The organism is Bacillus sp. FSL K6-3176 (assembly GCF_038003325.1).
Taxonomy (GTDB): domain Bacteria; phylum Bacillota; class Bacilli; order Bacillales; family Bacillaceae; genus Bacillus; species Bacillus altitudinis.
Window position 1 is genome coordinate 3,387,963 of record NZ_JBBOOX010000001.1, and the last position, 21,330, is coordinate 3,409,292.

18 protein-coding genes are annotated in these 21,330 nt (G+C 43.6%); 5 read left to right on the forward strand and 13 right to left on the reverse strand.

Going from position 1 to position 21,330, the window contains the following annotated elements:
• Nucleotides 1-7: 7 nt before the first annotated feature.
• From MHB38_RS17630 to MHB38_RS17645, 4 genes are all read right to left on the reverse strand, one after another.
• Entirely contained in the window at nucleotides 8-1,120 is a 1,113-nt protein-coding gene (locus MHB38_RS17630) for an acyl-CoA dehydrogenase family protein (RefSeq protein WP_341004083.1), read from the reverse strand.
• A gap of 11 nt (nucleotides 1,121-1,131) precedes the next feature.
• Nucleotides 1,132-1,995: a 3-hydroxybutyryl-CoA dehydrogenase gene (locus tag MHB38_RS17635; protein WP_007497692.1), complete on the reverse strand. Its 864-nt coding sequence runs from the start codon at nucleotides 1,993-1,995 to the stop codon at nucleotides 1,132-1,134.
• Between the two features lie 19 nt (nucleotides 1,996-2,014).
• Nucleotides 2,015-3,190: an acetyl-CoA C-acetyltransferase gene (locus MHB38_RS17640; protein ID WP_341004085.1), complete on the reverse strand. Its 1,176-nt coding sequence runs from the start codon at nucleotides 3,188-3,190 to the stop codon at nucleotides 2,015-2,017.
• Nucleotides 3,191-3,293: 103 nt separating this feature from the next.
• Entirely contained in the window at nucleotides 3,294-5,405 is a 2,112-nt protein-coding gene (locus MHB38_RS17645; RefSeq protein ID WP_144609996.1) for a (Fe-S)-binding protein, read from the reverse strand.
• A gap of 143 nt (nucleotides 5,406-5,548) precedes the next feature.
• Between MHB38_RS17645 and cls (MHB38_RS17650) the strand changes: the two genes are divergently transcribed.
• From cls (MHB38_RS17650) to MHB38_RS17660, 3 genes are all read left to right on the forward strand, one after another.
• Nucleotides 5,549-6,745: a cardiolipin synthase gene (gene cls / locus MHB38_RS17650; RefSeq protein WP_129547944.1), complete on the forward strand. Its 1,197-nt coding sequence runs from the start codon at nucleotides 5,549-5,551 to the stop codon at nucleotides 6,743-6,745.
• 12 nt (nucleotides 6,746-6,757) lie between these two features.
• Nucleotides 6,758-7,720 (forward strand): UV DNA damage repair endonuclease UvsE, encoded by a 963-nt coding sequence (gene uvsE, locus MHB38_RS17655; protein WP_129547945.1) that lies wholly within the window; start codon nucleotides 6,758-6,760, stop codon nucleotides 7,718-7,720.
• 73 nt (nucleotides 7,721-7,793) lie between these two features.
• Nucleotides 7,794-8,048 carry a hypothetical protein gene (locus MHB38_RS17660; protein ID WP_017360064.1) on the forward strand — a complete coding sequence of 85 codons (255 nt, stop codon included), beginning with the start codon at nucleotides 7,794-7,796 and terminating at the stop codon, nucleotides 8,046-8,048.
• Between the two features lie 29 nt (nucleotides 8,049-8,077).
• Here the strand turns inward: MHB38_RS17660 and MHB38_RS17665 are convergent, their stop codons facing one another.
• From MHB38_RS17665 to cls (MHB38_RS17680), 4 genes are all read right to left on the reverse strand, one after another.
• Nucleotides 8,078-9,076: a S66 family peptidase gene (locus MHB38_RS17665; protein WP_017368227.1), complete on the reverse strand. Its 999-nt coding sequence runs from the start codon at nucleotides 9,074-9,076 to the stop codon at nucleotides 8,078-8,080.
• Between the two features lie 71 nt (nucleotides 9,077-9,147).
• The gene (locus MHB38_RS17670; protein WP_017368228.1) at nucleotides 9,148-9,390 is read right to left on the reverse strand and encodes a hypothetical protein; all 243 of its coding nucleotides are present in this window, start codon (nucleotides 9,388-9,390) and stop codon (nucleotides 9,148-9,150) included.
• Between the two features lie 125 nt (nucleotides 9,391-9,515).
• Nucleotides 9,516-11,231 carry an ABC transporter ATP-binding protein gene (locus MHB38_RS17675; RefSeq protein ID WP_041091393.1) on the reverse strand — a complete coding sequence of 572 codons (1,716 nt, stop codon included), beginning with the start codon at nucleotides 11,229-11,231 and terminating at the stop codon, nucleotides 9,516-9,518.
• Nucleotides 11,232-11,336: 105 nt separating this feature from the next.
• A complete protein-coding gene (cls, locus tag MHB38_RS17680; protein ID WP_025208143.1) occupies nucleotides 11,337-12,839 on the reverse strand; it encodes a cardiolipin synthase in 1,503 nt (500 codons plus the stop codon).
• Between the two features lie 156 nt (nucleotides 12,840-12,995).
• Between cls (MHB38_RS17680) and MHB38_RS17685 the strand changes: the two genes are divergently transcribed.
• Nucleotides 12,996-13,964 (forward strand): S66 family peptidase, encoded by a 969-nt coding sequence (locus MHB38_RS17685; protein ID WP_341004088.1) that lies wholly within the window; start codon nucleotides 12,996-12,998, stop codon nucleotides 13,962-13,964.
• A gap of 638 nt (nucleotides 13,965-14,602) precedes the next feature.
• On the opposite strand, the gene argS is transcribed toward MHB38_RS17685, so the two are convergent.
• From argS to speE, 5 genes are all read right to left on the reverse strand, one after another.
• On the reverse strand, nucleotides 14,603-16,276 hold the full coding sequence (gene argS, locus MHB38_RS17690) for an arginine--tRNA ligase (RefSeq protein ID WP_017368232.1): 1,674 nt from the start codon (nucleotides 16,274-16,276) through the stop codon (nucleotides 14,603-14,605).
• Nucleotides 16,273-16,695, reverse strand: coding sequence for a DUF1934 domain-containing protein (locus tag MHB38_RS17695; protein ID WP_008343509.1), 423 nt, complete (start codon nucleotides 16,693-16,695; stop codon nucleotides 16,273-16,275). Before MHB38_RS17695 ends, argS begins: the two co-directional genes overlap by 4 nt.
• 124 nt (nucleotides 16,696-16,819) lie before the next feature.
• Complete coding sequence (locus MHB38_RS17700) at nucleotides 16,820-17,167, reverse strand: hypothetical protein (RefSeq protein ID WP_008343512.1); 348 nt, start codon at nucleotides 17,165-17,167, stop codon at nucleotides 16,820-16,822.
• Nucleotides 17,168-17,243: 76 nt separating this feature from the next.
• Nucleotides 17,244-18,116 (reverse strand): agmatinase, encoded by an 873-nt coding sequence (gene speB / locus MHB38_RS17705; protein ID WP_017360073.1) that lies wholly within the window; start codon nucleotides 18,114-18,116, stop codon nucleotides 17,244-17,246.
• Nucleotides 18,117-18,185: 69 nt separating this feature from the next.
• Nucleotides 18,186-19,016, reverse strand: coding sequence for a spermidine synthase (gene speE, locus MHB38_RS17710; RefSeq protein ID WP_003214614.1), 831 nt, complete (start codon nucleotides 19,014-19,016; stop codon nucleotides 18,186-18,188).
• Nucleotides 19,017-19,241: 225 nt separating this feature from the next.
• On the opposite strand from speE, the gene MHB38_RS17715 reads away from it, so the two are divergent.
• Complete coding sequence (locus tag MHB38_RS17715) at nucleotides 19,242-21,311, forward strand: transglycosylase domain-containing protein (protein WP_116306392.1); 2,070 nt, start codon at nucleotides 19,242-19,244, stop codon at nucleotides 21,309-21,311.
• Nucleotides 21,312-21,330 lie beyond the last annotated feature (19 nt).

Here is a 21,330-nt window from a genome sequence, read left to right on the forward strand (position 1 = left end):
CCTCACTTCATATTAGCTGTTTACAAATAACCAGCCTTTGTATTTCACTTGTTCCTTCATAAATCTCACAAATTTTCGCATCACGAAAGTACCGCTCTGCTCGGTATTGCTTCGTGTAACCGGCTAGACCAAGCAAATGGATGACTTCTGTACTAATATCAACCGCTGTTTTAGATGCAAATAACTTCGCCATCGACGCTTCCTTCGTGACAGGGCGATTGGCCTCTTTATAAGAGGCGGCTTGATAGACAAGAAGTTTTGCCGCTTCCAGCTTGGTGCCCAGATCGCCCAACCGAATGGTCGTTTCAAGGCCAGCTGGGTGCTGCTTTAAATACGTCACCGCCTCATCTAATGCGGCTTCTGCAATGCCAAGGCTTTGAGCCGCAATGCCAATTCTCCCCGCATTTAAGCTAGACATGGCAATCCGAAAGCCTTCTCCTTCTGCACCGAGCAGCTGTTTTTTTGGAATTCGAACACCGTCAAAATGAAGTGTGACTGTTTTTGATCCATGCAGGCCCATTTTCTTCTCATCTTTTCCGATCGTAAATCCTGGTGTCCCCTTCTCCACAATGAACGCTGATATATTTTTCTTAGCAGAAGCAGGGTCCGTCACGGCAAATACAAGATAGACTTCCGCTTCACCGCCGCTTGTGATAAAAATTTTCGTTCCATTTAACACATAGTGATCGTCTGCCTGCTCTGCTTTCAACTGAATACTAGAGGCATCTGATCCTGCCTTCGGTTCAGTTAGACAAAAGGCGCCCAGCTTCTGCCCGGACGCAAGCTTGGGAACGTAGGATTCTTTTTGTTCAGTCGTTCCAAACGCCAAAATCGGCATCGTCACAACGGATGTATGAACGGATACAATGACACCGATGGTTGCACTTACTTTGGAAAATTCATGAATCGCCATGATATAGGTTGTGAAATCTGCCCCTAATCCGTGATACTTATCTGGGATCGGAATGCCTAAAAAGCCTTGCCGACCCATTTCAGCTAAAAGCGTTTTCGGGAACACGCCCTGTTCCATCGCTTCTATTTCAGGGAATACATGCTGGCGTGCAAATTCTGCTACTCGTTTTCTCCAAAGACGTTGTTTTTCTGTCAGCAACACATCCATCTTGACTCCCCCTATGAGTGGTCGTGGTAAGTGTAAAAACCTCTCTTTGTCTTTTTGCCCAGCCAGCCTGCGTTCACATATTTTTTCAAAAGAGGACAAGGTCGATATTTGCTATCTCCAAGACCCTCGTGAAGGGTATTCATAATAAATAAACAAGTATCGAGCCCGATGAGGTCGGCGAGACGAAGCGGGCCCATTGGATGGTTCATTCCAAGCGTCATGATGCCGTCAATACTTTCTACATCTGCCACGCCTTCATAAAGGGTATAAATGGCTTCATTGATCATCGGCATCAAAATGCGATTTGACACAAACCCAGGGAAGTCTTCCACTTCAATTGGGGTTTTGTCTAATGTCTTTGCGGTGTCAAAAACAAATTGGTACGTGGCATCATCCGTTTGTAGCGCACGGATTACTTCCACAAGTTTCATCACGGGAACTGGATTCATAAAATGCATGCCAATCACTTTCTCAGGCCGTTTCGTCACGGCTGCTAATTCTGTGATCGACAAGGAAGACGTATTTGTCGCAAATATCGTGTCATCAGGTGCAAATTGATCGAGGGTTTCAAAGATTTGTTTTTTGATCTTCATTTGTTCAGATGCGGCTTCAATCACTAAATGCGTCTGCTGTACATCCTTTAGATCTGTTGAAACAGCCAGTCGCTGTGTAATATCACGGACTGCCTGATGTGCCAGCTTTCCTTTTTCTGCTCGTTTCGTCAGTTGTTTGGTCATAGAGGAAATGGCTCGATGAATCTGCTCCTCTTCCGTATCATGGAGCAGGACGGTATAACCTGACTGTGCAAATACTTGGGCAATACCCGAGCCCATTTGACCAGCCCCAACGACCATGACGGTTTCTTCTATACTCATGACAATGAACGCCTCCTTTTTAATCCACCTTGATCATGATCGCATCACCTTGACCCCCGCCGCTGCAAATCGCCGCAATGCCGATCCCCCCGCCTCTTTGTCTGAGTGCATGGATCAAGGTCAATATAATACGTGTTCCGCTTGCTCCAATCGGGTGACCAATCGCGACTGCTCCTCCGTTCACATTCATTTTCCGCCGATCCAGCCCAAGCATTTTTTCGCATGCCAATGCAACCGCTGAAAAAGCCTCATTGATTTCAAACAAATCGATATCCTCTACTCGCTTCCCTGTTTTCTTTAACACTTTTTCGATGGCATAGGCTGGTGTTTTCGGAAAGTCCTTTGCCTCTACTGCCACTTGCGCATGCCCAAGCACAACTGCTAGAGGTTTTTCACCTTGCTGCATGGCGTATGTGTCTTTCATTAATAGAAGCGCACTTGCACCATCATTGACACCCGGTGCATTGCCAGCGGTAATCGTACCTGCCTGATCGAAAACGGGCATCAGTTTTGACAAACGTTCATATGACGTATCACGCCTCGGGGCTTCATCTTCTGAAATCAGCTGATCTCCTTTTTTATTCTTGACGGTAACGGGGATGATCTCATTTTTAAAAAAGCCGCTTTTTTGCGCCTCAATGGCTCGTTCATGACTTCTTAACGCCCAAAGGTCTTGTTCTTCTCGTGTAATGCCAAGCTCTTTCGCCGCCATGCTTCCATACTCACCCATATGAACACCTGTAAACGAACAGGTTAATCCATCTAAAATCATGGCATCTTGTACAGCACCATCTCCCATTTTGTAACCCCATCGTGCTTTTTTCAGAAGATAAGGAGCATGAGACATGGATTCCATACCGCCTGCCACGATCACATTGGCATCTCCCGCTCGAATGATTTGATCGGCTGTCGTGACACTGCGCATTCCTGAAGCACAGACTTTGTTGATGGTTTGCGTCGGAACCGACCAAGGGAGATCTGCATGTCTAGCTGCCTGTCTTGAAGGAATTTGACCTTGTCCTCCTTGAAGGACACTACCCATGATGACTTCATCCACTTCATGAACATTTGAGGCTCTTTCCAGCGCAGCTTTTATCGTCATCCCGCCTAATTCTGCAGCAGTCAAACGACTTAAAGTTCCACCTATTTTCCCAAATGGTGTTCTCGCTCCAGATACAATGACCGTCGTGCTCATTTCTTTCCCCTCCTATTTGTTACCGCTTACATAAATGCTAGACAGCTCATAAAATATCGGTGTCCACTGGCCGATGAACAGTCGATCCATCGGCCTGACACCTTTATGAAGCCTGCGTTCTCGTTTCGCCAAACACTGATTTTTCAAGAAGTTCTGCAACATCAAATGTGCCGACCTGCTCTTCTACTTCCTTCGCTTTCGTCCCATCCCCAAGCATGGTTAAACAATATGGGCATCCTGAGCTGATGATGGACGGCTGTACCTGTAAGGCCTGCTCCGTCCTCGCTGTGTTAATTCGAGTACCTGTCTCTTCTTCCATCCACATTAAGCCGCCGCCGGCACCGCAGCACATCCCGGATTCACGATTCCGTTCCATTTCTTTCAGTGTCACACCCGGAATGGATTTTAAAATATCTCTTGGCGGATCATAGACCTCGTTATATCTGCCTAGGTAGCAAGAATCGTGGAAAGTAATGACTTCGTTCACTTCATGAATAGGCGTTAATTTTCCCTCTTTTACTAGCTCTGCCAGTAATTCTGTATGATGGTACACCTCTGCCTCGAGCCCGAAGTCTGGGTATTCATTTTTAAATAAATTGTAAGCATGCGGATCGATCGTGACAATTTTGGTTACGTCATTTTTTTGGAATTCTTCGATGTTCTTTGCAGCAAGCTCTTGGAACAAAAATTCATTCCCAAGTCTTCTCGGTGTATCGCCTGAGTTTTTCTCTTTATTGCCTAGGATGGCAAAAGAAACCCCTGCTTCATTGAGCAGTTTTGCGAAGGCAAAAGCAATCTTTTGGCTTCTATTGTCATATGCCCCCATCGATCCAACCCAGAATAAATAGTCAAAGGTCTGATCTGCTTTTTTCAGCTCTTTCACTGTCGGGACATGCACATCTTCTCTTAGTTCACGCCAGTTTTCTCTTTCTTTTCGGTTCAATCCCCATGGGTTCCCTTGGCGCTCGATGCTTGTCATCGCACGCTGTGCATCTGCATCCATTTTTCCTTCTGTCAGCACTAAGTATCTGCGCATATCAATGATTTTGTCGACGTGTTCGTTCATGACAGGACACTGATCTTCACAGTTTCGGCATGTCGTGCATGCCCAGATTTCTTCTTCTGTAATGACCTCACCAATGAGAGAAGGATGATACATTGCGCTCGCCGCAGATTCTTCCGCTCCAGCTCCTCTTGCCTGCATCGCCAGCTGATTTCCTGTCGTCTGTTTGAAAGCAAGTTGCGGAACCCACGGTGTCTTTGAAGTAATGGCAGCCCCTTTATTTGTTAAATGATCTCTTAATCGTAAAATCAAATCCATTGGAGACAGCATTTTCCCCGTCCCAGTCGCCGGGCACATATTCGTACAGCGCCCGCACTCCACACAAGCGTAAAGATCGATCAGCTGAGATTGACGGAAATCTTCAATTTTCCCAACGCCGAACGTTTCTTGTGTCTCATCTTCAAAATCAATTTTTTGCAGTTTGCCTGGCGGGTCCAATCTGCTGACAAATACGTTGACCGGGCCAGCGATGAGATGGGCGTGCTTAGACTGCGGGACGTACACTAAGAACGTCAGTAAAATAAGAAGATGCACCCACCATGCGACATAGAAAACAATTGTTGCCGCAAGTGGTGACAGCCAGCCCAGCAAGAAAGCAATGCCGGAAGCAATTGGCTCAGTTGCTGATAGTGAGTGCCCATGCCAAATGATGTTCATTCCGTTTCCCAGTAATACGGTCAGCATCAATCCGCCAATAAACAAAAGGACAAGCCCTGACTTAAAGCCCCTTTTTAAACGGACTAACTTCTCGACATATCTTCTATGGAACGCCCAAACCACCGCCACTAAAATGAGAAGTGTGACCACCTCTTGGAAGAATGTAAAGACACCGTAAAGCGGACCTAATGGTAGCCCGCTGTCTGGAACAAGTCCCTTCATAATAAAATCAAGGGCTCCGAACTGCACTAAAATAAATCCATAGAAAAACAGCACATGAATGATGCCGCTCTTCTTGTCCTTGAGCAGTTTCTTTTGCCCAAACACATTCACCCAAACACGTTCTAAACGTTTTTTCATGTCTTTTTGAAATTCTTCTTTTTTGCCAAGACGAATATACGCCGCTCGTGTTCGAATGAGATAAATAAACAAATACACAGCGTAAGCGGTCACTGCCGCAAATGCAATCAAGTTAACAATTAAAAGGCTATTCATCTTGCTCCCCCTTTCATTCCCCAAGACCCACTTTGTTCCGTTTCCATGTTGTACCTCTATCATAAATAATGAATGAGTATTCAGTCAATATTTTTTGCCCATTTGGGTACACTATCGTCATATGTAAAAAAGGAGGAACCTTCATGATCGCATGGATCATTCTACTCGTCGTCTTCGTCATTGTTCTACTCGTCAGGCTAGATCTTTATATAGGGAGAAAATATTTTTCTACCCATGCTTTTGAACGGTCTTTTGACCAAACAAGCGGCGATGCAGCCTTTTATCATGATGGCGAACCACTGTTTGATCAGCTTCTTACGGATATACAGCAAGCCTCTTCTTCTATTCATATGATGTTCTTTATTGTAAAGAACGACAAGATTGGGCAAAGGATTCTGCAAGCACTTAAAGCGAAAGCAGAGCAAGGTGTTTCGGTTTTTTTGCTCACTGATCGGTTAGGCTCCTATCCATTTGATCAAACATCCATTCAGATGCTAGAAAAAAGTGGCATTCGATTTTACTTTTTAAATAAACCACGCTTTCCTTTTTTCATTTATCGTTTAAACATGAGAAATCACCGAAAGATCACGGTGATCGATGGGAAGATCGGCTACATTGGCGGGTTTAATATTGGAGATGAATATATAGGGAAAAACGGCAGGTTTGGCATTTGGAAAGACTATCACCTGCGCATGACAGGACAGGTTGTCGCAGACCTACAGCATGTGTTTCTGAATGATTTGTACCGGTCATCTGGTATTCACCAGCTGCAATACGAGGTTTTTCCTGCACTGGAACCGGGAACATTACAGTGCACTACACGTGCGACGGCAGGTTTTTCTTTAGAGGCCTTATTTCTTCACGATATTCAACAGGCGAAAAAGCAAATCACCATCTGCACGCCCTATTTTATTCCATCTGCTCCTCTTCTAAGCGCCCTTCTTGACGCACGGAAGCGAGGCGTGACTGTCGACATCATCATCCCAATGAAGGCAGATCACCCGCTTGTGAAAGAAGCTGGATTTCATTATTTGAAAGATCTGATTGCTGCTGGATGTCTTGTGTATCGTTTTTATAAAGGGTTTTATCATGCGAAAGCCATTCTCATCGATCATAGCCGTTGTATGATCAGTACGGCGAACTTTGATAAACGAAGTTTGTTTTTCAACGAAGAAGTGGATGTGGCCATTGATGATCCCGCCTTCACCGCACATGTAGAGGAAAAGATTCGTGAACACATGGAAGTGTCAGAACTGATGACTGAAGAAAAATACAAACAACGCCCACTTCTCACGCGTCCAATTGAGTGGATAGGCGCCCTGTTCTCATATTTTTTATAAAGGAGTTGACCTATGCGTTATCGATTTGGTTATGTATCCAACGCCGTCACTTTATGGGAAGCTTCACCTGCCAAGTCGCTGACCTTTGCAAGATACAGTAAGCTCTCAAAGGAAGAGAGGACAGAGGCTCTATTGCGAACGACGAAAGCCAACCTCGTCAATACATTAAGAACGCTTTATTTTGCGATTGCCCATGATATTCCGCTTTACCGTTTTTCAAGCTCGATTGTCCCTCTCGCCACCCATCCTGAGGTGCGGTGGGACTTTGTGACACCCTTTCGCAAAGAATTTCTAGAGATTGGTCAACTCGTAAAGCGGCACGGATTACGAGTGAGCTTTCACCCCAATCAATTTACTTTGTTCACAAGTCCAAAGCCAGCCATTACAGAAAACGCCGTCATTGATATGACCTATCATTATGAAATGCTTGAGGCCATGCAGCTTGAAAAGGAAGGCTATATGAACATTCATGTCGGAGGTGCATATGGCGACAAAGCATCTGCTTTACAGCGTTTTGATGAAAATATAAAGCAGCTTCCTGCACATATCAAGGCGAGAATGACGCTTGAAAATGATGACAAAACCTATACGTCATTAGAAACGCTTGATGTTTGTGAAAAGCATAGCATCCCGTTTGTATTTGATTACCACCATCACATGGCAAACAAAGATGATGATGCGGCGCTTGATGACATTCTGCCAAGAGTGTTTGACACGTGGGCAAACACTGGCATACCGCCTAAAATCCACTTATCCTCACCAAAATCAGAAAAGGCGATACGGAGCCATGCGGATGGTGTGGAGATGTCCTTTGTATTGCCACTTTTTCAAGCTTTAAAGCCGTATGGTCGTGATGTGGATTTTATGATTGAGGCAAAGAAAAAGGATCAGGCTTTGCTCCGTCTTGTTGAGGAGCTGTCAGCGATCAGAGGCAATCGGCGGACGGGCGGAGGCACCATTGAGTGGAAATCGTAGAGAAAGGTTTACCTCTATCACAACGGGGGTAACAAAGCTATTGTGAGAAAGTATTTAACAGGAGGATATGAAGATGTCACAAATCTATTCAATCCGAATTGCTGCGAAAGCATTGAATTTACATAAGCTTATTTCTCTATACGAAAAGTGCCAGCACGCTCAGCATCGTTTATATGTATATTCTAAAAAAACAATGTGCAACATTAAGAACATCGTAGAGCTAGAAACCTTTAGGCTCACTCATTTAGAATCAGACTATTTAATCGTGGTAGAAGGAAAAGAGGCACAAGACCTTCTACAGCCATTTGAAAAAGAACATGCTTCGTAAAGAAGAGCAGTATTAGAACTGCTCTTTTTCTATATCCACGCTTCTGTCAGCCAAACCTCGCGTGACGTTGCATTCATTTTTACTTGTGTACCGATTGGCATCGTGAGCATCGGATGCGTATGGGCACTGTCAAATTCTGCGATGAGCGGCCTCTTTGTATCTCCCAGTACTTCAAGTAAGAGATCGTGCGGCCTTTTGCCCGTTCCTTCATCATCAAACAGCTCATGTTTCCCTAAGAGGATACCAGATACCCGTTCAAACACACCATTTATCTTTAACAGAGAGAAGTTCTTTTCGACGGTGGAGGCGGTTTTCATACAATCTTCAATGAGAAGGATATCGCCTTTTTGGATTTGAGGCATGAATTCACTTCCCCATATGCCATACATGGCATTTAGGTTCCCGCCGATCAGTCTACCTTCTGCCTGCCCTTCAATGACGCACATCCACTCGTTTGGACGTTTTTCTTTGTCTCTTATTTTCTCTTCCCAGTTGATCCGTTCGTCCGTCCAGAAGGGCGGTTTTTTCACCTGATATGGGATGGGCTGCGGATGAATGAGAATATCCTCGAAAGATTGATATGTATGATCGACAAATGGTTCAAACTCTCCAAAAGACGGCACAAGTGCAGGCCCGTAAAAAACAGGCAGACCCGTTTTTTCATAAGCCGCTAAAAGAATCGCCGTCGCATCTGAATAACCAATCATGATTTTCGGATGCTTCATCAGCAGCTCAAAGTCGAGATAAGGAAGCAAACTATTCGAGTTCGTCCCCCCAATCATTGACATGATACAAGACAAATCTTCTCTCGCCATCAGCTCATTCAGCTCAGCTGCTCGTTCTTGAATTGTTCCCGAACGATAGTGATCCTCTTTCCCTGTTAATGATCCTGGTACCACATTGAATCCTTTTTGTTCAAGCCATTCCTTCGCCCGCTCATACCTAAGAGGGAAGGTGGCAGATGCTGGACTTGAGGGAGAATAAATACCTATTTTATCGCCCTTCTGTAAACGCCGAAGCCCCTTCATTCCATCAGATCCTTCCTACACGAGTTTTTACTATCCTAGCAAAAAAAGCCCTTTTTCAAAAGGGCTAAGATTTAATATAAGAGCTTAAACAGCCCAAACAATATGACAGCAAAACTGATGGCGAGCGTCGCAAATATCTTTTTTTTGCTCAGAGAACTACCTATGATGTTCACTCCAGTATTGATGCCAAACAAAATCATTCCCACATAAAAAAAGACTGGATTGAGTCCAGCGGGAATGATTAAGATAAATAAGCCAACGAGCGTCAAATAGTGAATGCTTTTGATCATGACTGTTTTTGCCGTTTCACTCAAGCCATCCTCTCCTTTTGAATCCAATTGCCTTATAGTATATCAACATTCCATTTAAATGGAAAAGAAGATTTTATCCTATCAAAAAGAGCCCAGCTTAATAACTGGACTCATTCAATCACTTCTCTTCAATGACCAAACTGCGCTTCATGCAGTCTGCTATAGACGCCGCCCATTTGAATTAAATCTTGGTGACGGCCTTGTTCTTCAATGCCTTCCTCTGTCACGACGATGATTCGGTCTGCATGTTTAATTGTCGCAAGGCGGTGAGCAATGACGAGTGTCGTCCGGCCGACTGCCAGTTCGCTTAGTGCGTCTTGGATTGCTTTTTCTGTTTCTGTATCAAGTGCTGACGTCGCTTCATCCAAAATAAGAATAGACGGGTTTTTCAAAAACATCCGTGCAATTGACAGGCGTTGCTTTTGACCGCCGGATAGCTTAACGCCGCGTTCACCAATGACCGTATTCAATCCTTCTGGGAACCGCTGAACGAGCTCCTCTAAATGGGCACGTCGCACCGCCTCCCAAATGTCTGCATCACTCGCTTCTAGGTTGCCGTACGCAATATTCTCACGAATGGTGCCTGAGAATAAAAAGACATCCTGCTGCACAATGCCAATCTGCTGTCTTAAAGAGGACAAGGTCATCGATTTTGTGCTCACACCATCAATGGTGATGTCTCCTTCGTCCACATCATAAAAACGAGGCAGCAGACTGCAAATGGTCGATTTCCCCGCTCCTGATGGCCCGACAAACGCAACCGTTTCTCCTTGTTTGATCTTTAAGTTGATATCCTTCAATACATGACTGTGCTCATCGTAGCCAAATGTCACGTTTCGATACTCAATTTCACCTTTCAAGCCGTAAATATCACGTGCTCCTTCTGTATCCTTCACATCTGGCTCTGTTTCAAGCAAATCGACATAGCTTTTAAAACCGGCAATGCCTTTTGGATACATTTCAATCACCGTGTTGATCTTATCAATTGGTCTGAATAACACATTTGTGATCAAGACAAAGGCGATAAATCCGCCTGCCGTTAATTGACCTTGAAGAACAAACCATGTACCTGCCAGAAGGACAAACAGCGTCACAAGCCTTGTGAGAATATAGCTGATTGATCCGTTAACCGACATAATTTTATAGGAAAGAAGTTTCGCTTTTCGAAAGCGGTTGTTATTTTCAGCAAAGCGCTTTTTCTCAAAATGTTCATTTGCAAAGGCTTGAACAAGACGAATACCGCCAATATTGTTCTCAACCCTTGCATGAAAATCTCCAATGTCATTGTTGAGTTGTGTAATTGCCTGTGTCATTTTTTTATTAAAATGAAGGGCTAACCAGATGATGACTGGCATAATCAAGAACGTTAAAATGGCAAGCTGCCAGTTAATCATGAGCATAACGGCAAAAGCGCCAAGAATGGTCATAATCGCAATAAACAAATCCTCAGGTCCGTGATGCGCCACCTCACCAATGTACATGAGGTCATTGGTCATTCGAGACATAAGCTTACCCGTTTTGTTGTTATCAAAGAACTTAAATGAGAGACGCTGAAAATGATCAAATAGTTTTTTTCTCATATCTGTCTCAATATTAATGCCAAGCATGTGCCCCCAATACGACACGATAAATTGCATCACTGAGCTGAGTGCGTAAATGACAAACAGCGCAAGTGCGGTCCAGGCAATGACCGTCCAGTTCCCTGTCGGCAGTAATGTATCAATGAAGTAGTTCACGATCAGCGGGAAACCTAGTTCCATGAGTCCGACGGCCACAGCGCAAAAGAAATCTAAAAAGAACAGACCACGATAGGGCCTGTAATAGGCAAAAAAGCGTTTTAGCATATGTAAAAGAACCTCACTTCCTCTATAATTGATAATCATTTTCAATTATAGAGGAATCATTATAGAAATACTAGATCAGGAAATGATTTCTTCCCCTGGATTCCCTCACAATACACCTGAAAACAACCGAGCAAACGATTCCTTTAAACGTTCCTTTAAGCCCCTTTTATAAAAATGAACCGGCCCCATTTGCTCACATTCCTTCATATCTTCCTCATAATGAGCCATCAATTGCTCGATCGGTTTCTTTGCCGCTGTAAAGACATTGACCTCAAAATTGAGTTGGAAGCTTCTCATATCAACATTGGCCGTTCCGACAGAGGCAAGCTCTCCGTCTGCAATCATGACCTTTTGATGCATGAATCCTTTTTGATAGTGATACACCTTGATGCCTTCTTTCAAAAGCTCAGAAAAATAAGATCGTGTGGCGTATTGCGTGAGAAAGCCATCGTTTATCTCAGGCACCATCACACGCACATCCACCCCTCTTGTGGCCGCAATTTTTAACGCTGTGCGAATGGATTCATTTGGGACAAAATAAGGCGTCGCAATCCAGACAAATTGCTGTGCATTCGAAATGAGTGCGTCATATAAATCACTCATACTTTCCTTCATATCAGGTCCAGTCGGCACGACCTGTATGACATCTTCTCCTGTCACAGGATGCGGGGTGTGATACTTCGGATCATCAATTAACACTTCATCTGATACATACTCCCAGTCCAGCATAAATATGGAGTGAAGTGTCTGAACGGCTTCACCCTTTAACATCGTATGCGTATCACGCCAAAAGCCGATGTTTTCATCGCGTCCTACATATTCCTTCCCCACATTGAGCCCACCAACAAATCCTGTTTCTCCATCAATAATCACGATTTTTCGGTGATTTCGGAAATTGAATTTTTGATTAAAGAATCCGTATTTTAATGGCAGAAAAGGAGCGACCTTTATCCCCGCCTGCTTCAATCGTTTAATATCTTTTCGTGAGAAGCGAATGCTGCCAGCCGCATCATAGATGAATCGAACCTCTACTCCTTCTTTCACTTTTTCAATCAAGATCTCCATCATCCGGTGACCGAGAAAATCAGATTTGAACATGTAATATTCTATATGGATGAACGTTTTTGCCTTTTTTAATTCTTCAAAAATACGTGGAAAGGTTTCCTCTCCATTCTTTAAAATCTCCATATCACTATTTGTATTTACATGCATACCTGTTGCTTTTTCTGTGTAATGAAAAAAAGCACGCTGATTATCGGTTAAACGCGTCTCATCCGGTTTACTCTCAAGCTCTGATATTCTGCGTAATTTTTCTCGGTTATACATTCTCTTTGATTTAAACAAATGTCCTTTGACATAAAGCTGCCCCGAGAACAAATAAAACATATAGCCGATGATCGGGAAAAAGATCAGTACATACATCCATAACAGCGTGTGCTGTGATGTCCGGTTCTCTAGCATAAGCGAGATAATACTAAATAAAATGATGGCGATATAACTAGCTGCGTAAAGCTGAAAACCCCACGCTGGAACCGGCCACCAAAACACCACATATGCCCCAAATATCATGAAATATAAAAATAGAAATTCCAGTCTCCTCTTTTTCACATTCTCCGCCCTCATTCGTTTCTGTCTTTTTCTCTTCCATACCCTTTGCACAGCTCGTCTGAAACGCACGGTTTGCTGCTTTCTTTTAGCTTTTACAGACTGGAGCGTTTTGATCCGATATAATGGAAAATATGTGAAGGAAGGGACGAATGACTTATGCGTACACCACCTGCTTTAAAAAAGGGAAGCCACATTCGGGTAATTGCTCCAAGCCGAAGTGCCAGCATTTTATCAGAAGAAGGAATGGCTCAGGCGAAAAAACGTTTAGAGGCATTAGGGTTCACTGTTTCTTTTGGACAACACGTGTTTGAATGTGATCTGCATTCCTCTTCTTCTATTGAACAACGTTTATCTGATCTACATGAGGCATTCTCAAATGATGAAGTCGACGGCATTTTGACAGCAATCGGCGGCTTTAACTGCAATGAGCTTTTGCCTTATATAGATTATGATTTGATCCGTCAGCACCCAAAAGTTCTTTGCGGCTACAGTGATATTACCGCACTTGCAAACGCCATTACCGCCAAATGTGACATGGTGACGTACTCAGGTCCTCATTTCTCCAGTTTCCAAATGGAACAAGGACAAGAGGAGCAGACAGACATGTTTCAAGCGTGCGTGATGAGCAGCGAGCCATTTGATTTCACCCCTTCTACAAAGTGGAGTGATGATGCGTGGTATCTTGATCAAGCAAATAGGCAGTTTCATCCGACAACATGGGGGATTTATCAGGAAGGAACAGCTGAAGGCACCTTGTATGGCGGAAATCTTTGTACACTGAACTTATTGCAAGGGACACCCTTTATGCCTCACATCAAGGATGCCATCTTATTTGTGGAGGATGATGACTTGGTCTTTCCTGAAATGTTCGCCAGAGACCTTGCCTCGCTCTTGCAGCATGCCGAATCCATTAAAGGGTTAATCATCGGACGTTTTCAAAAGAAATCCAAGATGACAGAGGAACATTTGAGGTTCATTCTAGATAAACATCCAATGCTCAAACACATCCCGGTGATCTATGATGTAGACATAGGACATACACAGCCAGTCTTCACCTTGCCGATTGGCGGGAGTGCCGAGCTATCCTGCTACGACGGACAAATCCAATGGCGTGTTCATGCATAAATAAAACCTAAAAAGCACCCACATATGAGGGTGCTTTTTCTATGCCTTTATTTCTTTTTAAAATTTTTTTAGAAAAAGTGATCCAATCCTTCATCCCCTTCGTTAAGTAGATGTAAAAAGAAAAGAGAGGAGGCAAAAACATGTTCTCTGATGTACTTAGCCAATTATTCGATTCTATCTCTAACATTATCAATACACTTGGATAATCCCATTAACGCACACATACTACATGCTTGCCGAAGGGAGGATACAAACTATGTTCTCTGATGTACTTAGCCAATTATTCGATTCTATCTCTAACATTATCAATACACTTGGATAATCCCATTAACTTACACATACTACATGCTTGCCGAAGGGAGGATACAAACTATGTTCTCTGATGTACTTAGCCAATTATTTGATTCTATTTCTAACATCATTAACACACTTGGGTAATTCCTATGACACGCACATACTACATGCTTTCTGAAAGGAGGATACGCTCATGTTCTCTGATGTACTTAGTCAATTATTCGATTCTATTTCTAACATTATTAATACGCTTGGTTAATGTTCAAAACCCGCTATCTCTCGAGAATAGCGGGTTTTTTTATATAAAGAAGCCCCGCTCATAAAATAGAGCGGGGCTTTGTGCATTACATTTTTTCCGGTGCAGATACGCCAATGAGTTTTAATGCGTTGGCTAGTGTAATTTGTGTCGCCTTCATCAGCGATAGACGTGCTGTTGTTTTTGTTTCATTTTCAACATCAATGACCTTCTCGGCATTGTAGAAACTGTGAAGGGCTGATGCTAGATCATAGATATAGTTTGTGACGCGGTGCGGAATACGTTTTTCTGCTGCTTCTGCTACAACCTCTGGGAAGCTGCCGATGATTTTCAGAAGATCGTATTCTTTATCGGACTGAATGTGAGAGAAATCTGCTTTTTCAAGGTTTGGCTCGTAGCCTTTTTCTTCCCCTTGACGGAGCATGCTGCAAATTCTCGCATGTGCATATTGCGCGTAGTACACAGGGTTTTCGTTAGACGTAGAAATCGCTAAGTCTAAGTCAAAGTCCATATGTGTCGCCGCACTTCTCATCGCAAAGAAATAACGAGTAGCATCTAAGCCCACTTCTTCAATCAAGTCACGCATTGTGACGGCTTTACCTGTACGTTTACTCATTTTCATCTTTTCACCGTTTTTGTAAAGGTGAACAAGCTGAATGATTTCGACTTCCAGTTTGTCCTCTGGATATCCGAGTGCTTGGATCGCCGCTTTCATTCGAGGAATGTACCCGTGATGATCCGCTCCCCAAATGTTGATGAGCTGGTCAAAACCTCTGTCCAATTTGTCCTTGTGATATGCGATATCTGGAAGCAAGTACGTGAAGCTGCCGTCTTTTTTAATCAGGACACGGTCCTTGTCATCACCAAAATCAGTTGAACGTAACCATGTTGCGCCATCTTCTTCAAAGACATAGCCTTTAGCGCGAAGTGTTTCTAGCGCTGGTTCGATTTTTCCGTTTTCATATAAAGACGTTTCAGAATACCACACATCAAATGGGACACGGAAATTCTCTAGGTCGACACGTAGTTTTTCTAGTTCATATTTTAAACCGTACTCACGGAAGAATTTCATACGCTCTTCTTCTGATTCATGCACGAAACGGTCACCAAATTCATCAGCCAGTTTCTGCCCGATGCCTTTGATGTCTTCTCCTCTGTACCCGTCCTCTGGCATTTCTTTTTCAAGACCGAGCGCCTCAAAGTAACGTACTTCTACAGATAGAGCAAGGTTATTGATCTGATTGCCTGCATCGTTGATATAGTATTCACGGCTCACATCGAAGCCTGCTTTATCAAGGATGTTGCAAAGAGAATCTCCTACAGCGGCGCCGCGGGCATGTCCAAGGTGAAGGTCACCTGTTGGATTGGCTGAGACGAATTCGACTTGCACTTTTTGACCGCCGCCTGTATTCGTTTCGCCATAAGCCTCTTTTGCCTCAAGAACAGCTGGAATAAGCTTTGTTAAATATTGATTGTTCATATAAAAGTTGATGAATCCTGGACCTGCAATATCCAGTTTTTCGATTGACGCTTTGCCTTTATCAAAAGCTTTCACAATGTCCTCGGCGATTTGACGAGGTGCTTTTTTCGCAATGCGAGCAAGCTGCATCGCCATATTGGTGGAATAATCACCGTGAGTTTTGTCTTTTGGCACTTCCAAAAGAACATCCGGCACCTGGCTTTCATCAGCAAGTCCTGCTTTGACGACTGCCGCAATGATTTCTTCTTTTAACGCATCTTTGACCTGTTCTGCGATATTCATGAACGTAAATCCTCCTTATATGAAATCGATAATGTATGTAAATGCTTTTGATCTTCACCTGTCAGCATATCGTACGTAATGTGCAGAAGCCCATTGTCTACATCAAGATCAATGCCATGTGTGTGCACATCGAGCTGAAGTGTGCCAAATGGCATCGTGTAATGTGTCACGGTCGTTTCTCCAGTGAGAAAGCGCTGCTTCATTTGAATCGCACCTGATCTCATGACAAAAATTTCTTTTTCACTTATTTTGACAACAGTTTTTACTTGACCCATTTCATGTTCTTCATGGTAAGTGAGATACGTTTTGTCATTCTTCTCTTGATACGTTCCAGTTGTGCGGAATTCGATCGTTTCAGCCGGTTCCGTCTCTGGTTTCATCACTGACTTTACATGAATTGAAATTTGGTTTTGTGTCATTTTGCACTTCCTTTGCTAAGACCCGTTTAACTAAAATAGTATACCATAATCCCGATTGCCTATCATCCCATCATTTCTCATCTTCGTGTGGATGAAACCCCATTTTTGATCTTCACCTGTCTCTTTAGAAAAAAAGAAAAATGAAGCTCACCCCTATCACGAGTCCAGTCTTGAGCCCTGCGCTTTTTCGATTGATGAGATAAAACAGTGCTTGGATACCTGAACTTGCCAAAAATGCCTGAAACAAATCAAATGGGAGAAGATGCCCTTGCTTATAAACAAACTGCATCAACAGCACGATTCCAGTGAGATAGAAAAAGCCTCGATCCTGAAACAGATGAACCATCTCATCCTTTGCCTCTTTTTTCGAGGTGAACGTGGGCGGACTCGCTGCAAGCTCTCTTTTCAACGTAAGAAAGCCTGCCGCTAATACACATAAAGCGAGTAATACCATCAATACAGAAGAAAACATGACCTGCCTCCTTTATCATGTCACCAATGTAAAAAAAGAGCTTGTCCATATGAGATGACAAGCTCCTCTATCAATGTTATTTCACAAATCCAAGCAGCATTTCTCGTAAAAGTTTGCTTGCTGTATTCGCCGTTTGATCGGAATGATCATATACAGGCGCTACCTCTACAAGGTCTGCACCGACGACATGCACATCAGAACCTGCAATAGCATGAATGGATGCCAGTAATTCTTTTGACGTAATACCGCCAGCATCCACCGTTCCAGTACCAGGCGCATGTGCCGGGTCGAGTACATCGATGTCAATTGTCACATAAACTGGGCGGCCTTTCAGCTTTGGTAATACTTGTTTCAATGGCTCCAGCACTTCAAATTTAGAAATGTGCATACCTGCTTCTTTTGCCCATTCAAATTCTTCTTTCATCCCAGAACGGATGCCGAAAGAGTATACATTTTCAGGTCCAATAAGTCCTGCAACTTTACGAATCGGTGTCGAATGTGAAAGCGGCTCACCCTCATATTCCTCACGAAGATCGGTATGTGCGTCCATATGGATGATGGCCAAATCAGGGTATTTCTTATACATCGCACGGAAAACCGGCCAAGACACAAGATGCTCGCCGCCCATTCCTAATGGAAACTTCCCTTTTTCTAAAATGCTGTCAACATACTCTTCAATTAAATCTAAGCTTTTCTGTGCATTGCCAAATGGAAGCGGGATGTCGCCAGCATCAAAGAATGGCACCTCGTGCAGTTCACGATCTAAATAAGGACTGTATTCCTCTAATCCAATGGATACTTCACGAATACGGTTCGGGCCAAAACGTGAGCCTGGACGGTAACTGACGGTCCAATCCATCGGCATCCCGTATAAAATGACTTTCGCATCTTCCCATGTCGGATGACTTCCAATAAACACTTTTCCTGAGTAAGCCTCGTCGAATCTCATGCAAGATTCCTCCTTTTACGCTTCAAAAAATGCGCAAACTGACATTTGCGCATTTCCATTTCGCTTGATTTATTTGATTAAATCGCTCACAAATTTCGGCAGAACGAATGCCGCTTTGTGCAATTCTTTTGTGTAATATTTCGTATCAATATCAAAGAAGCGGCTGTCTTCTACAGCAAGTGGATCATACTTCTTAGAACCGATAGTAAATGTCCAAAGACCGCTTGGATATGTTGGGATATTCGCTGTATATAACTTGGTAATCGGGAAAATTTCTTTCACATCACGCTGTACATTTGTAATTAACTCAGGTGTGAACCAAGGGTTGTCCGTTTGTGCAACGAAAATACCGTCTTCTTTGAGTGCTTTTGAGATTCCTGCGTAAAATCCTTTAGAGAACAGGTTTACAGCTGGTCCAACTGGCTCAGTTGAGTCAACCATGATCACGTCATATTCGTTGTCGGCTTCCGCAATGTGCATAAAGCCGTCTCCGACTTTCACATCTACACGAGGATCGTCTAGTTTCCCAGCAATTGAAGGAAGGAACTTCTTCGAGTATTCAATGACCTTGCCATCAATATCAACAAGTGTCGCTTTTTTCACACTTGGATGCTTCAGGATTTCACGAATAACACCACCGTCTCCTCCGCCTACAACAAGGACATTTTCCGGGTTTGGATGAGTGAAAAGAGGAACATGTGCCACCATTTCGTGGTATACAAACTCATCTTTCTCTGATGTCATCACCATACCGTCTAAAAACAGCATATTGCCAAACTCTTCTGTTTCCACCATTTCTAAATGCTGAAAATCTGTTTGTTCTGTGTGAAGGGTTTTGTTCACCTTCAATGTAATGCCAAAATTCTTCGTTTGCTTCTCTGTATACCAAAGTTCGCTCATTGTTCATCTTCCTCTCATCCAATAATAAACAAACATCTATTGTTAGCGCCTTTTATCGGCTATGACTATATCGATTGTCCAAGAAAAAAGTATAGTGGATTCGTATCAAATTGTAAAGAACCGCATGAGATAACTTCATTTTTAAAGCGCACCCTTGCAGTCGCCTGTTTAAAACGGTTTTCTTTGTCCCATACTGATAAAAAATCGTCAAAATGGGGGCTTTGCATGGACACAATCATGAGTAATAAAAAAATCCGCATGACCGTGAAAACGATTCGGGCCTGTTTTTTTATCGGCTTGCTCGCTTTTCTATTTGCAGGCACAGTCTTTTTGACGATTCTTTTACTTGCTAAGTGGCAAGGCGCTCCCTCTGTTCAAGTTCCCCAATCCACGACCATTTATGCAGCCGATGGGTCTAAACTTGGCGAATCGAGCTTTGGAGAAAAGAGATACTGGGTTCCGTTAAAGGACATGTCTCCTCATATACAGCAGGCAGTGGTCGCGGTTGAGGATAAAACCTTTTATCAGCATCACGGCTTTGATGTGAAACGAATGGCAGGTGCTGCGGTGGCAGATATTCGTGCAATGGCAAAAGTACAAGGCGCCAGCACGATCACCCAGCAATACGCACGAAATTTATATTTAGATCATGATAAAACATGGAAGCGGAAGTGGAATGAAGCCTTTTACACGATCCGCTTAGAACAAAACTATACAAAAGATGAGATATTGGAAGGATACTTGAACACCATATATTATGGCCACGGCGCATACGGCGTGGAAGCGGCATCCCGCCTTTACTTTGGAAAAAAAGCAAAGAACTTAACTTTAGCTGAGTCTGCCTTGCTTGCCGGTATTCCTAAGGGGCCTTCTCTCTACTCCCCTTATGTGAACGAAGAAAGAGCCGAAGCAAGAAAAAAGATGATCCTAAAGCAAATGCAAGAGGATGGCATGATCACAAAAAAAGCGGCTGCTGATGCCAGCAAGGAAAAGCTGTCCTATCGCCCGCTCAAGCAAAAGCAGCTGCAAGCAAAGCAGGCCCCGTATTTTTATGATGATGTCATTCGCGAACTGAAACAAACGCTGGGTTTAACCGAGGAACAAATTGAAACGTATGGTCTTCATATCGAAACGACCTTACAACCTGAATTACAAAAAATCGCTGAAAAGACTTTAACCAACATCATGGATTCTGAATCAGGTATCCAAATTGGCTTAACCGCCATCCATCCCCAAACAGGGCATGTGCTTGCACTCATCGGGGGAAGAGATTACGAGAAAAGCCCATTCAACCGGGTCACACAAGCGAAAAGACAGCCCGGTTCAACAATGAAACCACTTCTCTATTACATGGCTTTGCAAAATGGGTTTACACCAGCAACGGTGATGCGCAGTGAGGAAACCGTTTTTGAACTGGATGAGCAAGGAAGCGGCGCTGCTTATTCACCAAGCAACTATCACGGCTATTACGCCAATGACGGTATTACGATGCTTCAGGCTTTGGCTCTATCTGATAACATTTATGCGGTCAAAACCCATCTGTTTTTAGGAATGGAACAGCTCGTACGTGCAGGCAAGGCGTTTGGGATTCACGAAAAACTAGATCAAGTGCCTTCACTTGCGCTAGGTACCTCACCTGTCAAACCAATCGAAATGACCAATGCTTACGCGATGCTGGTCAATGGAGGAAAACGCGTCAAACCAACCTTTATTACGAAAGTAACGGACGCAAAGGGCAACGTACTATTTGAGGAGAAACAAAAACGAGAGCAAGTACTAGATGAAAAAGCAGCATTTGTCACCACTGACATGATGTCAGGGATGTTCAATGATCAATTAAATGGCTATACAAGTGTCACAGGACGTACCATTTCAAAAGATCTTACCAGAAATTATGGAGGAAAATCAGGGACGACAGGCGCTGACAGCTGGATGATCGGCTTCTCTCCCCAGCTCGTCACAGGTGTGTGGACCGGCTATGATAAAGGACGCACCATTGACTCGGTCAAAGAAACCGCCTATGCGAAAAAGATATGGGCTTCCTTTATGGAATCAGCCCTCTCAAACCAGCCAGCCTCCTCCTTCATGCCGCCAGACGGTGTAAAAGGCGTATATATCAATCCAAAAACCGGTGATCTCGCAGGCCCAGGATGCGAATCAAAGGTATTTACCTATTTTATAGAAGGAACGGAGCCGACCGGTGTCTGCTATGGTGCCGAGAACAAAGCATCTGAGCAAGACACGGCTCAGGATCAACAGCCTAAGAAATGGTGGGAAAAGTGGCTGAAACGTTAAAAATGGACATGAAAAACCC